The 15,884-nt window shown below is 62.8% G+C and carries 9 protein-coding genes; 4 read left to right on the top strand and 5 right to left on the bottom strand.

Translation table 11 applies throughout. The features are described from left to right. Nucleotides 1-204: 204 nt before the first annotated feature. From A9D13_RS17500 to A9D13_RS17480, 5 genes are all read right to left on the bottom strand, one after another. Nucleotides 205-2,262 carry a glycoside hydrolase family 97 protein gene (locus A9D13_RS17500; protein ID WP_066776644.1) on the bottom strand — a complete coding sequence of 686 codons (2,058 nt, stop codon included), beginning with the start codon at nt 2,260-2,262 and terminating at the stop codon, nt 205-207. Next, on the bottom strand, nt 2,259-3,833 hold the full coding sequence (locus A9D13_RS17495) for an alpha-amylase family glycosyl hydrolase (RefSeq protein WP_066776642.1): 1,575 nt from the start codon (nt 3,831-3,833) through the stop codon (nt 2,259-2,261). Before A9D13_RS17495 ends, A9D13_RS17500 begins: the two co-directional genes overlap by 4 nt. Beyond that, entirely contained in the window at nt 3,830-5,677 is a 1,848-nt protein-coding gene (locus tag A9D13_RS17490) for an alpha-amylase family glycosyl hydrolase (protein ID WP_156522149.1), read from the bottom strand. The genes A9D13_RS17495 and A9D13_RS17490 overlap by 4 nt, the downstream gene beginning before the upstream one ends. Continuing rightward, nucleotides 5,674-7,215, bottom strand: coding sequence for a tryptophan halogenase family protein (locus A9D13_RS17485; protein ID WP_066776633.1), 1,542 nt, complete (start codon nt 7,213-7,215; stop codon nt 5,674-5,676). Before A9D13_RS17485 ends, A9D13_RS17490 begins: the two co-directional genes overlap by 4 nt. Nucleotides 7,216-7,305: 90 nt before the next feature. After that, the gene (locus A9D13_RS17480; protein WP_082922529.1) at nt 7,306-10,134 is read right to left on the bottom strand and encodes a TonB-dependent receptor; all 2,829 of its coding nucleotides are present in this window, start codon (nt 10,132-10,134) and stop codon (nt 7,306-7,308) included. Nucleotides 10,135-10,403: 269 nt separating this feature from the next. Here A9D13_RS17480 and A9D13_RS17475 point away from each other — a divergent pair, with 269 nt between their 5' ends. The 4 genes from A9D13_RS17475 to A9D13_RS17460 all read left to right on the top strand — a co-directional run bounded on the left by A9D13_RS17475 (nt 10,404) and on the right by A9D13_RS17460 (nt 15,841). Continuing rightward, nucleotides 10,404-11,441, top strand: a complete 1,038-nt coding sequence (locus tag A9D13_RS17475) for a LacI family DNA-binding transcriptional regulator (protein ID WP_066776630.1) — start codon at nt 10,404-10,406, stop codon at nt 11,439-11,441. 111 nt (nt 11,442-11,552) lie between these two features. Further along, nucleotides 11,553-13,094 (top strand): MFS transporter, encoded by a 1,542-nt coding sequence (locus A9D13_RS17470; RefSeq protein WP_229665295.1) that lies wholly within the window; start codon nt 11,553-11,555, stop codon nt 13,092-13,094. 5 nt (nt 13,095-13,099) lie between these two features. Continuing rightward, nucleotides 13,100-14,500, top strand: coding sequence for an alpha-amylase family glycosyl hydrolase (locus A9D13_RS17465; RefSeq protein WP_229665297.1), 1,401 nt, complete (start codon nt 13,100-13,102; stop codon nt 14,498-14,500). A 12-nt stretch (nt 14,501-14,512) separates the two neighbouring features. Further along, entirely contained in the window at nt 14,513-15,841 is a 1,329-nt protein-coding gene (locus A9D13_RS17460) for a sugar porter family MFS transporter (protein WP_156522148.1), read from the top strand. The last annotated feature ends 43 nt before the right edge of the window (nt 15,842-15,884 follow it).

Below are 15,884 nucleotides of genomic sequence, written 5' to 3'. Positions count from 1 at the left end.
TCATGCACCTCAGTCCCGAGAACAGGCTGAACCTCCCTATTGCGAAGTCAAACCAATCCGCCATTTCGACAGCAATATTAGCCGGGTCGGGCCGATTGATCTGCCGACGGGTAATGATGCATTGCTGGTGCATGCGATCATGCCGCCGGGACATATCCCATTATCCGGCACCTGACGGTTCACCGACTCGCTGTGCCGAGCCGGTCAGTCCATCGGCTCCAGCCGTATCGCCGCGCCGCCTCCGGGGGCGAGCCACAGCTTCATCGTGTCGCCCTTTTTCACCACGGCGCTGTCATATGCGATGCGGTGGCGCGCCTCGGTCTCATAGGTTGCGCCTTCGCCGTCTTTCCAGATCCTTGCCCTATAGCGCTTGCCAGGGGTGAGAAACGCAAAGTCCAGCGTGACATCGCGCGCCATCGCGTCGTTGACGCCGCCGACGTACCAGTCGTCGCTATTGCGGTCCTTGCGCGCGAAGATCGCGTAATCGCCAACTTCGCCCGCGATCAGGTGGCTTTCGGCCCAGTCGGTCGGCACTGCTTCGATAAAGGCAAGTTCCCTGGGATGCGCGGCAAGGTTCTCCGCGAAGTCCGCCGCCATCTGGATCGGCGAATAGATCGCGAGATACAGCCCCAGCTGCTTTGCCAGCGTGGAGGCGAGGGGAACATCATTTCCGCCCTTCAGGCTGAGCACGCCCGGCGTATAATCCATCGGCCCTGCCAGCATGCGCGTATAGACCAGCGTGGGTTCATGGTCCGGCCCGTTGTTGAAGGGAGCCCATGCGTTATATTCCATGCCCCGCGCCCCTTCGCGCGAAACGCGGTTGGGGTAGGTGCGGCGAAGACCGGTATCCTTGACCGGTTCGTGGGCGTTGACCGCGACGCGGTTTTTCGCCGCTTCCTCCACGACCTTCAGGTGATGCTGCACCTGCCGCTGGCCATCGTGCCACACCATGACCTGCTTGCCGCAAGGCTGGGTGATGTCGGCATTGCAGGCGATGATCCCGCCCGCATCGGCGACATAGCCGGTCTTGACCACGTCGATGCCAAGATCGCCATACAGCTTCATCGCATCGGAAAGCTGCGCCTCGTAATTGGCGATATTGCCGCCGGTTTCGTGGTGCCCGATCAGGTGCACGCCCTTTTTCGCGGCATATTTCGACAGGCCGGTCAGGTCGAAATCCGGGTATGGCTTCGTAAAGCTGAAATCGCGGCCATTGCCGAACCAGGTCCCGTCCCAGCCATAGTCCCATCCCTCGACCAGCACGCCGCGGAATCCGTGCTTGGCTGCGAAGTCGATATATTGCTTCGTGCGCTTTGTCGTGGCGCCATGGTCGGGCCCCTGCGCCCATGACCATTTGCCAGAGATCATGCCCCACCAGATGCCGATATATTTGGCGGGCTTGAACCAGCTGACATCGCCGAGCTTGTTAGGCTCGTTGAGATTGAGTTCGAGGTCGTTCTCCACCAGACCCGCCGCATCATCGGCAATGCGGATCGTGCGCCATGGGGTGTTGAACGCGCCCGTTCGCACTACTTTCGCACCGCTGGGCGCAGGGGCGAGATGGGCGCGGAAACGCTGGCCCTGCAGGCGCTGCAGCCACATTCCCGAATAATCGACCAGCGCGGCTTCGTGGAAGGACAGGTGGGTGCCGTCCTTCAGCCGCATGGTCATGGGCGTATGCGCCATGGAAACCGACGCGATCGGCGTTTCCGAATAAAGATATTCATAGCGGTTCCAGTCGCCCGCCGGGATCCACCATGCGGTGCCTCCATCCGCTCCATTGGCCGGCGCGATTGAAAATTCGGTCAGCTCCTCGGCGATATGGGTCACCGGATGATCGGCGCGGTCCGGAAATTCATAGCGGAAGCCGATGCCATTATCGAACACGCGCATGCGCAGGGTAAGCTCGCGCGGGGTGTCGTCCTGCTCGGTAAAACTGACCGACAGCTCGTTATGGTGATCGCGGACATAGCGCCGTTCGCCCCACGGCTGTTCCCATGTCTCATCGCCCGATGCCGTTGTTTCGGCCGTGATCTTGAGGTTCCGGCGTAGCGGGTCTTCATCGGTGAAGTTGAAGCCCAGTTGCGAGCGGGCGATCAGTTCCTTCCCATCGCGCTCCACCTCATAGAACGGCTTGCCTTCGTAATCGACATCGATGGTGACCTGAATGCGGCCATCGGGCGAGGTGACCGTGCCCGCCTGTGCGGCGGCAGGAATGGCAAGCGCGGCAATCGCGGCTGAGAGGAGGAGGCTCTTGGTCATAGGCGGGTAATCAGGGCTCCGAATGGGGGGAGTTCGGTGGAGGTCGCACCGTTAAGGGAGAGGAGGATTTCGCCATCGGGCGCGGAATAGGGCGCGGTTTTGGCAGAGAGGTTGAAGGCGCAGGCGATGCGATCGCCCTCGGCTTCGCGGGTGAAGGTGAGGAGCGCGCCATCGGCGCGGCAATCGACAACCTTGCCGTTATGGAGGGCGGGGTGCGCATTGCGCAGTGCCAGCATGGCGCGGGTATGGTTGAGGAGCGATCCTTCATCCGCGTCCTGCGCCGCGACCGATTTTGTCAGGTTCGCCTCGCCATAGGGAAGCCATGGCGTGCCCGACCCGAACCCGCCTTCCGGCGTCCACGGCATGGGCGTGCGGGCACCGTCGCGCGACAGGGTGAGCGGCCAGTTGGCGATGGCTTCGGGGTCCTGCAACTGGTCGAAGGGGATATCGACTTGGCTGAGCCCCAATTCCTCGCCGTTATAGAGGATGATATTGCCGCGCATGGCGGCCAGCAGCGCCATCTTCATGCGGGCGAAGGCGGGGGCATGGGCCTCATCCACCCAGCGCGAGATTGCACGCGGCGCGTCATGGTTCTCGAACGCCCAGCTCGGCCAGTTGCCGCCCTGCGCATCGGGCCATTTGGTCAGCACTTCGCAGACCAGTTCTGGCGTCAGGCGATCGGCATAGAGGAAGTCGAAGCCATAGGTGGAATTGAGATGTTCGTTCCCGGCGGTGAAGGCGCGCATCTCGTCCTCCACCCCTTCGCCGCCGACTTCGGCGACGGTGAAGATGCCGTCATATTCTTCGGTAAGCGCGCGGATGCGGCGGATGAAGGCAGGGATTTCAGGATGCGACTGGTTGTGGACGCGCAGCTGATAATCGAAGGGGCGCGTGCGCTCCTTCCCATTGTCGGGCGCGGGCGGATTGTCGCGCATTTCAGGGTCATGCATCAGGAAGTTCAAGGCATCGATGCGGAACCCGTCGACGCCGCGATCCAGCCAGAATTTCGCCACGCCCAGCAGCGCTTCCTGCACTTCCGGGTTGTGCCCGTTGACCTGCGGCTGGCTGGAGAGAAAGTTGTGCAGGTAATACTGGCGGCGGCGCGCATCCCATGTCCATGCCGGTCCGCCGAACACCGACTGCCAGTTTGACGGGGGCGACCCGTCGGGCTTGGCATCGGCCCAGACATACCAGTCGGCCTTTGCATTATCGCGCGACGACCGGCTTTCGACGAACCACGGATGTTCGTCCGACGTATGCGAATAGACCTGGTCGATCAGGACTTTGAGGCCGAGGTCATGCGCCCGCGCGACAACCGCGTCGAAATCGGCCAGCTTCCCGAAGATCGGGTCGACATCGCGGTAATCCGAAACGTCATAGCCGAAATCCTTCATCGGCGATTTGAAGAAGGGCGATATCCAGATCGCATCCACGCCCAGCGAGGCGACATGCGGCAGGCGTTGCGCGATGCCCGGCAGATCGCCGATGCCGTCGCCATTCGCATCCATGAAGCTGCGCGGATAGATCTGGTAGATGGCGGCGCCGCGCCACCAGTCGGGTTTGTCGGTCATTTCGAAGGAACCTCGCCGGCGCGGCAGACCGCCCAGCCGAATGCAGGGATGGTGAACTTGGCGCTGCCCGGTGCGGAGGCCGCGCCGGGGCAATTGCCGGCCAGCGCCTCGAACGTGCGGACGGAATGGCCGGTGACGATATTGCGGGTGATGGGCTGCGCGCTGGTGTTGAACGCCAGCAGATATTCGCGGCCAGTTTCGGGATCGATGCGAGCAGCGGCAAAGAGCCCCGCCTCCTGCTGGTAACCGCGGATTTCCTGGCTCCCACGCGACAGGGCGGGATGCGCGCGGCGCATCGCCGAAAATTCGCGGATCAGGCGATAGAGCGGGTGGCTCTCATCGAAATTCGCGGCTGCGGTTGTGGCGTCCGTGCCGATCAGCCTGTTGTCGTTATAGACGGCGGTCTTCGAGGCGAACATGTCCTCACGCGCCAGCTGGTCATTGCCGTCGCCGACGAAGCCCTGTTCGTCGCCGTAATAGATCACAGGCGATCCGCGCAGGGTCATCATCATCGCATGGCCAAGCATGACGCGCTTCAAAAGCTCGTCCTGCGAAATCTCGGGCCTATCCTCGCGGATCAGGGTCGAAAACCGCCCCATGTCGTGATTGCCGAGGAAAGTCGGCAGGTTCAGTGCCGTCTTTTCGCCGCTCTCATACAGCACGTCGCCATCGAACATATGGGCGAGGACGACCGTGCCCTTATCCCGCCCCAGCAGTTCGCGCATCGATGCCTGAAAGGCGAAGTCCAGCACGGCGGGCAGGCGATCGCGGCGCGTGTATTGCGCGATATAGCCGCTGCCGGGGACATCCTTGTAGATCTCTCCGAACATGTGGAAATTGGGGATGCCGCGCGCCTTTGCGCGGGCCTGCATGGCGGGCACGAACTCTTGCCAGAAGCCGGGGTCGACATGGCGGGCGGTATCGATGCGAAAACCGTCGATCCCGAAATCGTCGATCCATGCACCATAGATGTCGATCATGCCGGCGCGCACCGCCGGGCTTTCGGTGAACAGATCGTCGAGGCCGGAGAAATCGCCGAACCGGCTGTCCTCTCCGGTAAAGGTGGAATCCCCGCGATTGTGGTAATGGATCGGATCGTTGAGCCAGGCCGGGACCTTCACATCCTCTTCGCCCGCCGGAACGTATGGGGTGTAGGCGAAGGACGGATCGGTCAGACGCGCGAAATTCGCCTCGCTGCTGTCGGTATCGCCCGCAAAGCCGGGATTGATCGACGCGCCATCGGGGCCGCCGCGCGTGGAATAGGGGTAATCGCCCCGGCTGCGATAGGGGAAGCCATCTGCCTGAACCTCGCGATATTTGATCACGTCGGCGGTGTGGTTGGTGATGATGTCCATATAGACCTTCATCCCCCGCGCATGGGCGGCATCGACGAAGGCGCGGAATTCATCGCGCGTGCCGAAATGGCTGTCGGGGCGGGTGAAGTCGGTCACCCAATAGCCGTGGTAACCGGCGCTCTCGTCGCCCTTTGGCCCTTGCACTGGCTTGTTCTGGAAAATGGGCGCGAACCAGATCGCGGTGATGCCCATGTCCTGCAAATAGTCGAGCCGTTCGGTCAGCCCTTTCAAGTCGCCGCCATGGAAGAAGCCCTTGGCCGTGGGGTCGTAGCCGGTTGCCAGTCGCTCGCCGGTCAGCCCGCCTTTGTCATTGGCGCTGTCGCCGTTTTCGAACCGGTCGGGAAGGACGAAATAAACCACTTCCTCGGACGGAGCGCGGTCGCGGAAGCTTTCGGCTTCGGCGGTTGGCGCGGGCTGCGCCTGCACCGAGGCGCAGGCGGAAAGCGCCATGGCCGAAATGGCAGTCAGAAGGGGGAGGGCGCGTTTCATGCGTTAGCCTTTGTCGCGGGCGTTTGGGCGGTGCCCTGACCGCTGACGAATTGCCGGAGGAAATCGATATGGCGCGGCATGGCGCGGACCTGTTCGACCATGGCGGCCTCGGTCTCTTCGAGGAGTGCGCGAAGCTGGTCTTCGGGCAAGGCGTCGGCCATCGGGTTGTAGCCGGTGGCTTCCACGCCTTGCCCGGCCAGCACCTGAAACCATGCCACTTCGGTAAAAAGCTCTTCACGCTCGCGGTGGATGAAGCCGGTTTCGCGCCACAGCTCGATTTTCGCGGTCAGCGTATCGGGTAGCGCCATGTCGCGCACCGCATCCCAAAAGGGCTGACCGCGGCGTTCGTTCGCGGTGTAATGGAGGATGAGGAAGTCGCGGATGCGGCTCCATTCGAAATCGGCCTGCGCATTGAAATGGTCGATCGCGGCCTGGCTGGGCTTGCCAGCGGGGAGCAGGGCGAGGAAGCGGCTGATCGCGCTCTGGATCAGATGGATGCTGGTCGATTCCAGCGGCTCCATGAACCCTGCCGCAAGGCCAAGGGCGAGGCAGTTTCGGTTCCAGTGCTTGCGCCGCTTGCCCGTGGTAAAACGGATCGGACGCGGATCGGCCTGCGGCTTGCCATCCAGATTGGCGAGCAGCGTTTCGGCCGCCTCGTCATCCGACAGGTGCGCGGAACTATAGACCATGCCGTTTCCGATGCGGTGCTGCAGCGGGATGCGCCATTGCCACCCCGCCTTTCGCGCGATGGAGCGCGTATAAGGCGTGAAATCGCCGCCGCCTTCGCAAGGGACGGCCATGGCGCGGTCGCATGGAAGGTAGTTCGACCAGTCGTCGAAACCGGTCCCAAGCGCGCCCTCTATCAAAAGCCCGCGAAAGCCAGTGCAGTCGATGAAGAAATCAGCCGCCAGCACGCGCCCGTCGTCCAGCGTAACGGAGGCGATGTCACCGGTTGCGCGGTCTCGCTCGACACTGGCGATCATGCCTTCATGGCGGGTGACGCCGCGTGCTTCGGCAATGCGGCGCAGATAGGCTGCGTAAAGCCCGGCGTCGAAATGATAGGCATATGCCATTTCCGCCCCCGCCGCCGTGCGCCCGCGCTGCATCCTCCCCCGTTGCATTCTTTGGGTGCGGGCGGCCAGCTCGTTCAGCGAATAGCGCTGGAGCGGCTTTGCGAACCCGGCCTGCTTGGCGCGCAGCCAGTAATGCTGAAACGGAAGCAGACCCGCGCTGCGCCCGATGGCGCCGAACGCGTGCATGTAGCTTGTCCCCTCGCGCAGCCAGCCGTCGAACTCGATGCCGAGCTTGAAGCTGCCCTTTGTCTCGCGCAGGAATTCGGCCTCGTCGATACCCAATGCGGCATTGAACAGATGGATCTGCGGGATCGTCGCTTCGCCGACGCCGACGGTGCCGATCGCCTCGCTTTCCACCAGCACGATCCGGTGGCCGCCCGCGAAACGCGACAGGGCAGCCGCCGCCATCCAGCCCGCAGTTCCGCCGCCCGCGATCAGGATCGTCTGTTGTTCCTTGCTGTCCATGGCGCGTCTCTTTCGATTGGCGGGGCGGGGGGAAGCGAAGGGTCCCGGCCGGGCGGAGAGGGAGATCCCGGCCGGGAAAGGGCTGCGCCCTTAGAAGCGATAGGAAGCGCCGACCAGGTAAGTGCGGCCATATTCCTCGTAATCGATGACCTGCTTCTTATCGCCGTTCTGATAGCTCACGAACGGCTCGTTCGTCAGGTTCAGCGCCTGCAGCGTCAGCGACAGGCCATCGAGCGGACCGCCGTTTTCGAAGCGATATCCGATCTGCGCGTCGAAGATCGATTCCGAGAAGGTCTGGCGGAACTGGCGGCTGGCCGAGATGCCGATGAACTCGGCAAGGAAGCTCGACCGGAAGCGGTGCGAGACGCGTGCTTCAAATCCCGACTTTTCAAAGAAGGCGGTCGAGTTGACGACCCACTTCGACAGGCCCGGCACGTCCGATTTGAACGAGGTGTCGGAGATCGTGTCATACACGTTCAAGGTGCTGTCGGTATAGGCGACGCTGGTCTGGAAGCCGAAGCCTTCGAGCGCAGGGGTGATCATGCTGAAGGGCACGGCGGCAGACAGCTCGATGCCGCGGATCGAACCGTCGGCGGTGTTGTCCGGCCCGCTCACGAAGCCCAGGGTCGTGGTAGCATTGGCAATCGCCAGCTGCTCATCCGTCAGCGTGGGGAGCAGGTAGGAGAAATCGCGGATCACGCTCACCGCATTGGGGTTCACGAAGTCTTTCAGCCATTTGTAATAGCCTGCAAGCGCGATGTAGCCCTCGCCGCCCGCGAAGTAGTGTTCGAACGAGAGATCGACGCTATCCGCGACATAGGGGCGCAGCTGCGGATTGCCGCCGCTGGCCGAGAAGATCGAGTTCAGAGCGCCCTGCGGCTGCGTCGAGATCGAGGCGTTGGACGAGGCGTTCAGCTGGTCCATGCGCGGGCGGGCCAGCGTGCGGGCCGCGCCGAAACGGGCCTTCATGTTGGGCGCCAGTTCGAAGTTCAGCGACATGCTGGGCAGGAAATGGGCGTATTTCTCGCTCTCGCTCACCGGCGTCTTCACCGCATCCACGCCGCCCGGCGAATTGAAGCCGTCCGAGCTCTGGTCGGTAAACACCAGCTGCGCGCCGATATTGCCCGTCATCGGCATGTCGCCGATCATCGTGTCGAGGTCGGCCCGCATATAGCCGGTCCAGACCTTTTCATTCACTTCCCAGTCGCCGGGGAAGGGCAGGTCCGAGCTTTCGACATTGGTGAGGAGGTAGGTGCCGTCATTGATCAGCGCGAAGGGGTTATACGCGACCTGCGGACCGAAGCCGAGGAAACCGAGGCTGTCGATGGGCTTTAGCAGAGCGTCCGACGGGATCGGCATTTCCGTGATCGCGCCGTCGTCGTTCGGGTCGATCGAGGTGCCGCCTGCAAACGACAGGAAGTTCTGCGTGATATTGCGGCGCTTCGTACGGTCGGAATAGGCGATGCCTGCGACCAGCTGCTTGACCAGCGAATGATCGACCTTGCCGATGACCTCGGCGCGGCCGGCATAGAGTTCGTCCTTGGTGAAGGTGTCGTTGATGAAGCCGCCCTGCACGATATTGCGCCCGCCGCCCCAGCCGCGCGGATCGGTCAGCACGATGGTGTTAGTGTCCGAATAATCGGCGGTGTTGGTGAAGGAGAACGGGAAGCCGTTCCCGTTGCGGACATAGGTCACGACATCGGAGGGATCCATGTCGCTCGCGCCATAGCCGAAGCCCGAATAGCTCTCGATCTGCTTCAGGCGGCGCTTCGCCATCGAGTATGAAAGGTCGAGGTTGAGGATGACATCGTCATTCTCGTACTTCGTGTTCCAGCCGCCGGCGAAGGTGGTGGTGTCCTTGCGGTCATAGTCGTTGCGCACGACCGGCTGCACGTTTTCGTAGGTGACGGTATCCGGGAAGGCCCCTTCGCCGACATTGGTCATGTCCGTGGTTGCGCCCCAGCCCGGATAGAGCGGGAATTCGATGCCGCGCATCGGGATGCGTTCGCGGTAATCGGCATAGAACACGTCGACGCTGGTGTTGATCTCGGTCGTGGGCTCCCACTCGATCGTGCCGAAGGTGCCAAGGCGGTCGAGGTCGACCGACTTCGAATAGGGCTTCATGCCGCCCAGCACCAGCTGGCCATTGTCTTCGGGGTAACCCCATGCGCTGAAGCGCTTCACCTGGCTCGGGCTCGACTGCAGGGCGACGCCCAGCGCCACGCCCAGCGTGTCATCGGCGAACTGGTCGACATAGGTGCCGGTGGCGCGATAGCCCCAGCCCTTGAGGTCGGGGTTCAGCGAGCCGTCCTCGTTGAATTCCAAACGGCCAGCGACCGACAGGATCTGCTCGCCCTTGGCCAGCGGGCGGATGGTGTGGAGGTCGACGGTGCCGGCAAGGCCCTGACCGATGAGGCCCGCATAGGGGGTCTTGTAGACGACACCGCTGTCGATCAGCTCTGCGGGATACTGGTCATATTCCACGGCGCGGTTGTCGCCCGAGGAAACGAGTTCGCGGCCGTTGAGGAGCGAGGTCGAATAATCGGGACCAAGGCCGCGAACCGAAAGCGACTGTGCGCGGCCATTGATGCGCTGCACGGCAAGACCGGGGAGGCGGCCAAGCGTTTCGGCGATCGACACGTCAGGGAGCTTGCCGATGTCTTCGGAGCTGAAAGCCTCGGCGATGACCGGGCTTTCCTTCTTCATGTTGATCGAGGTTTCGAGCGCCTGGCGATAGCCCGAAACGATTATGACATCGCTGCCTTCGGCCTGATCTGCACCATCGGTTTCGTCGACCGACTGCTCGCCGGGCTGGACGCTGGCTTCCTGTGCCAGCGCATGGCCGGGGGCCAGCATGGCAAGGGCGATGGTGAAAGCGGTAGCGCTTGCGCCATGGCGCAAAGTGTTTCGAATGGTCATCCTCAGTCCCCATTGGCCGGTGTCGCTCTGTCGTGGCGACGCGGTCCGGCAAATCTCGTGGCAAGGGGTCGGTTATCCGGCCCTTCACGATTTCCCTGATACGCGCTGTTTTGGCCGTGCCGGAAGATGGCATACGTATACGCTGCTTATGCGAATTCATGTAAGATACTGAAACAAATATAGTTTTATCCTGCTTTCGGGGCGCGTACCAATCGGCTATTGTTGCGATTGCAACGGGTGCAAGCCGTTTGCGATTGGGAGGACGAGGGATGGGGCGCAGGCCAACGGGCAGGCCCACCAGTTTCGATATTGCCTATGCGGCGGGCGTTTCGCAGCCCACCGTAAGCCGTGCCCTGCGCGGCGACCGTTCGGTCAGCGCCGCCACGCGCGCCAAGATTGAAAAGATCGCCCGCGACCTCAACTATACCGTCGACAAGAACGCGTCGTCGCTGCGCTCGCAGCGGTCGAACACCATCGCGCTGCTGTTCTTCGAGGACCAGACGAGCGATGACAGCAACATCAATCCGTTCTTCCTTGCCATGCTGGGTTCGATCACGCGGGCCTGTGCGAACCGGGGTCTCGATCTTCTCATCTCTTTCCAGCGGATGGAGGATGACTGGCACCTGCGCTATCAGGATGCGAACCGTGCCGACGGGCTGATCCTGCTGGGATATGGCGACTGGGAAATCTATCAGACCCGGCTCGCCCAGTTGAAGAGCCAGGGATCGAGCTTTGCGCGCTGGGGGTCGGTCCGGTCCGACACCAGCGGGGCGACGATCGGGTCCGACAATCTGGGCGCGGGCCGTTTGGCGGGGGAGCATCTGGTGTCGATCGGGCGTGAAAGAATTGCCTTTCTCGGCCATGCCGACAGCCATTACCCCGAATTCGCGCACCGCTACGAAGGGATGTGCGATGCGATCCGCGACGCCGGGATCAAGCCTGATCCGGCGCTCCAGTTCGATGCGCTGACCAACGAGGATGCAGGCTATCGCGCGGCGAGCCAGCTGATCGCTTCGAAACGCCCGTTCGATGCGATTTTCGCCGCCAGCGACCTGATCGCCATTGGCGCGATGCGCGCGTTGGCGGGTGCGGGCATCAAGGTGCCATCCGATGTCGCCGTGGTCGGTTTCGACAATATCCCGGCCGCCAGCCTGACCAGCCCGCCGCTGACCACGGTGCAGCAGGACGTGGCAGGCGCGGGCGCGCGGCTGGTCGACACGCTGATGGCCCAGATAGAAGGGCGCGCCATGCCCGATAATCGCCTGCCGACGCGGCTAATCGTCAGGGGAAGCACGGTCTCTGGGTGATCGCGCAAGCCCCGTTTAGCGGGCGCAGCGTATTCGTATTCACACTGTTGCAGCGCAGCTTTCCGTGCCAGCGATGGGCATCGGCCATGAGGGCAAAGACCCATAAGGCCCATGGGAAAGGACGGACTGCATCATATGCTTGCGAGCGAGAAACCGCGGCAGGGCTTCTGGGGCCTGTGGAACATCAGCTTCGGATTCTTCGGCATCCAGATCGGTTTTGCCTTGCAGAACGCGAACATGAGCCGCGTATTCCAGACCCTGGGCGCCAGCATGGACGATCTGCCTGCCCTGTGGGTGGCAGCGCCGCTGACCGGCCTGATCGTGCAGCCCATCATCGGCCACATGTCCGACCGGACATGGACCCGCCTTGGCCGCCGCCGCCCCTATTTCCTGACCGGAGCGGTGATGGCCGCGCTGGCGCTGTTCCTGATGCCGCTGGCGCCCACGATCGCCGCGCCGCTGGTGTTTGCCGCTGCCATGCTCTGGGTGCTGGACGCCAGCCTCAATGTCTCGATGGAACCGTTCCGCGCCTTTGTCGGCGACATGCTGCGCACCGACCAGCATTCGGCCGGCTATGCAGTGCAGACCGCCTTCATCGGCGCGGGCGCGGTGGTCGGCTCGATCTTTCCGTGGCTCCTCGAACATCTGGGCGTGTCCAATGTCGCGGGGGAGGGCGCGCTGCCCGATACCGTGCGCTTCAGCTTCTGGTTCGGGGCCGCCGCGCTGCTGGTCGCGGTGCTGTGGACCGTGGTGACGACGCGCGAATACAGCCCTGAGCAGCAGGCGCAATTCGGCGGCGCTGAAGACGCGCCGGACGATGCCGAGATCATGCAGCGCCTCTCCGCCAAGAGCCTCACCGGCGGGGTCGGGTGGATCGCGGCAGGCCTTGCGGTCGCGGTGCTGGTGCTGCTGATGGATCTTGAAAAGGAGATGCTGCTGCTGGGGGCGCTGCTTGCGATCTATGGCGTGCTCGACATGGTGGCGATCCGCATGGCGCGTGCTGGCCGTCCGCCTAACATGCTCTCCAGCATCGTCGGCGATTTCTCCGGCATGCCGACTGTCATGAAGCGGCTTGCGCTGGTGCAGTTCTTCAGCTGGTCGGCATTGTTCATCATGTGGATCAACACCACGCCGGTCGTCACCCAATATGTATTCGGTTCGACCGACACTGCCAGCGCCGCCTATAACGAAGGAGCGAACTGGGTGAACGTGCTCTTCACCGTTTATAACGGCGTGGCGGCGATTGCCGCGCTGGCCCTGCTGCCGGTGATGAGCCGCCGTTTCGGGCAGGTGCGCACCCATTCGATCTGCCTCGTGCTGGGCGCGCTGGGTTTCCTTGGCTTCTTCATCCTGCGCGATGCGACCGCGCTGATCCTTTGCGAGATCGGCATCGGTATCGCATGGGCCAGCATCCTCGCCATGCCCTATGCCATCCTCGCCTCCAACCTGCCGCAGGCAAAGCTTGGCATCTATATGGGCCTGTTCAACATTTTCGTCGTCGTGCCGCAGCTGCTGGTCGCCACCGTGATGGGGCAAATCATGCTGTGGCTGTTCCCGGGTGAGCCGGTGTGGACCATGCTGTTCGCCGCCGCTGCCTGGATCGTCGCTGCGCTCGCCATGACGCGCGTTTCCGCTGCCATTCCACAAGGGTGATTGCCATGAAATTCCTTCCCGCACTCATGCTCGCCGGTTCTGCCATGGCTCTTTCCGCCTGTAGCGGGGCAAAGGCCGAGGTTCAGGCCGATCCTTGGGCGCCGCAGCAATATAGCGAGATCCAGCATCCCGACTGGTCGAAAGACGCGGTCCTCTACCAGATCAACACCCGCCAGTTCACGGCGGAAGGCACCTTCCGCGCCGCCGAAAAGGAATTGCCGCGGCTGAAGGAGCTGGGGGTCGATATCCTTTGGCTCATGCCGATCCATCCCATTGGGGAGAAGAACCGCAAGGGCACATTGGGCAGCCCCTATTCGGTGCAGGACTATTACGCGGTGAACCCCGAATTCGGGACGAAGGAGGATCTGAAGCACTTCGTCGATACAGCCCACGCGCAGGGCTTCCACGTGATCCTCGACCTCGTCGCCAATCACACCGCGTGGGACAACCAGATGGCGACCGACCACCCCGACTGGTACGAAAAGGACTGGAAAGGCGACTTCCGCCCGACCCCGTGGTGGGACTGGTCCGACGTGATCGACCTCGACTGGTCGCAGCCCGGCGTGCGCGAGCATGTCGGCAAGGCCATGGAATACTGGGTCCGCGAATTCGACATCGATGGCTATCGCGCCGATGTCGCGGGCTATGTCCCCATCGATTTCTGGGAAACCGAGCGCAAGCGTCTGGAGGCGATCAAGCCGGTATTCATGCTGGCCGAGTGGAAGACGCCCGAACTCACGCGCCGCGCATTCGACGCTGTCTATGCATGGGATTGGCACGAAGCGGTGAAGAGGATCGCCCACGGCGAGGCCGACGCCACCGCCCTGTTTACCTATTACGCCGAGAATGAAAGCAATTGGCCTCGTGAGGCGATGCGCCTGACCTATATCGCCAATCATGACAGCAATGCATGGGAAGGCACGCAATACGAGAATTTCGGTGATGCGCTCCCCGCCTTCATCGCCCTGTCCTTTACCGGAGAGGGCATGCCGATGATCTATGACGGGCAAGAAGCGTGCAATGCCAAACGTCTGGAATTCTTCGAAAAGGACGCGATCGACTGGTCGCAGGGCGAGGATTGCGAACTGACGCAGCTCTTCACCGACCTTATCGATTTCCGCAAGGCGAACCCCGCGCTGTCCAACGGCCAATGGGGTGCGCGCATGAGCCAGGTGGTAAGCGACAAGCCAAAGCAGCTGTTCGCATGGGTGCGCGAGGAGGACGACAACAAGATCGTCGGCCTATTCAACCTTTCGGCCCGGCCTGTCAGCGCCACGCTGGCAGACAGGCACGCCGCCGGCAGCTATACCGAGTTCCGGACAGGCGAGGCCGTGACGATCGCGGCTGGAGACACGGTGGAACTTCCCGCATGGGGTTTTCGCCTGCTGTCTTCGAAGGCGGAATAAGGGAGCATGGCAATGCGGGCAGGAAGCAGCTGGGCGATCACGGCCGCATTGGCGGGCTTCCTGTTCGGGTTCGACACCGCCGTCATCTCGGGCGCCGAACAGGCGGTGCAGCGCGAATGGGCGATGTCGGACGCGGTGCACGGGCTGGCGATCTCCGCAGCGCTTTGGGGCACGGTGATCGGCGCGCTGACGGGCGGCTGGCCTTCGGATCGGTTCGGGCGGAAACCGACGCTGATCTGGATCGGCGTGCTTTACGCGCTGTCGGCCATCGGGTCGGCGCTGGCATGGGACCCTGTTTCGTTCATGCTCTTTCGCCTGATCGGCGGGCTGGGCGTGGGCGCCAGTTCGGTCGCGGCTCCTGCCTATCTGGCGGAGATCGCGCCGCGTGACCGGCGCGGCGGACTGGTCGCATTGTTCCAGACGATGATCGTGCTGGGCATCCTTATCGCCTTTGCCTCCAATTTCGCATTGGGTGGTATCGGCAATGAAGCATGGCGCTGGATGCTGGGGGCAGAGGCGCTGCCTGCAATCGCCTATCTCATCGCCACCTTCTTCATTCCCGAAAGCCCGCGCTGGCTCTTGATCCATGGTCAGCGCCGGGACGAGGCGCTGACGATTTTGTCGCGCATATCGCCCGGCAATGTGAAGCAGGTGGTCGAGGATATCGAGGCGGAGGCCGAGCGCGAGGCGAAGTCGATTTCGTGGGGCCAGTTCTTCACGCGCCATTATCGCCGTCCGGCGCTGATGGCCTTTGCCATTGCGGCGTTCAACCAGCTGTCGGGCATCAATGCGATCATCTATTACGCGCCGCGCATCTTTGAACTGTCGGGCGCGGGCGGGTCGACCGCGCTATTGGCATCGGTCGGGATCGGGGCGGTGAACATGGTTTTCACGCTGGCGGGGCTGATGCTGATCGATCGGCGCGGTCGTAAATTCCTGATGTATGTCGGCTGCGCGGGCTATCTCGTCTCGCTGGGCATGACCGCCTATGGCTTTGCCAGCGATAGCCTTGCGCTGGTGATGCCCTTCATCTTCGCCTTTATCGCGGCGCATGCGATCGGATCGGGCGCGGTGATCTGGGTCTATATCAGCGAGACTTTTCCGTCTTCCGCGCGGGCAAAGGGGCAATCGCTGGGCGCGGGCACGCATTGGGTGTTTGCCGCGGTGCTGACGCTGGTGATGCCCGCCGTGCTGGCCAATGTCTCACCGGTCGGGATCTTCGTGTTCTTCGCCGCGATGATGGCGGTGCAGCTTGTCTGGGTGCGCTTCGTCATGATCGAAACGCGCGGCCGCAGCCTTGAGGAAATTTCTGCCAATCTGCTGCCCGCCCGGTCCACATGAATAGGCCGCCCCTTCCATGGTGGAGGGGGCGGCCTTTCATTCG

This window comes from Croceicoccus mobilis (assembly GCF_001661965.1).
In the GTDB taxonomy this organism is placed as follows: domain Bacteria; phylum Pseudomonadota; class Alphaproteobacteria; order Sphingomonadales; family Sphingomonadaceae; genus Croceicoccus; species Croceicoccus mobilis.
Note: the sequence above shows the minus strand (reverse complement) of the source record. Positions and strands in the feature narration are given on the sequence as shown.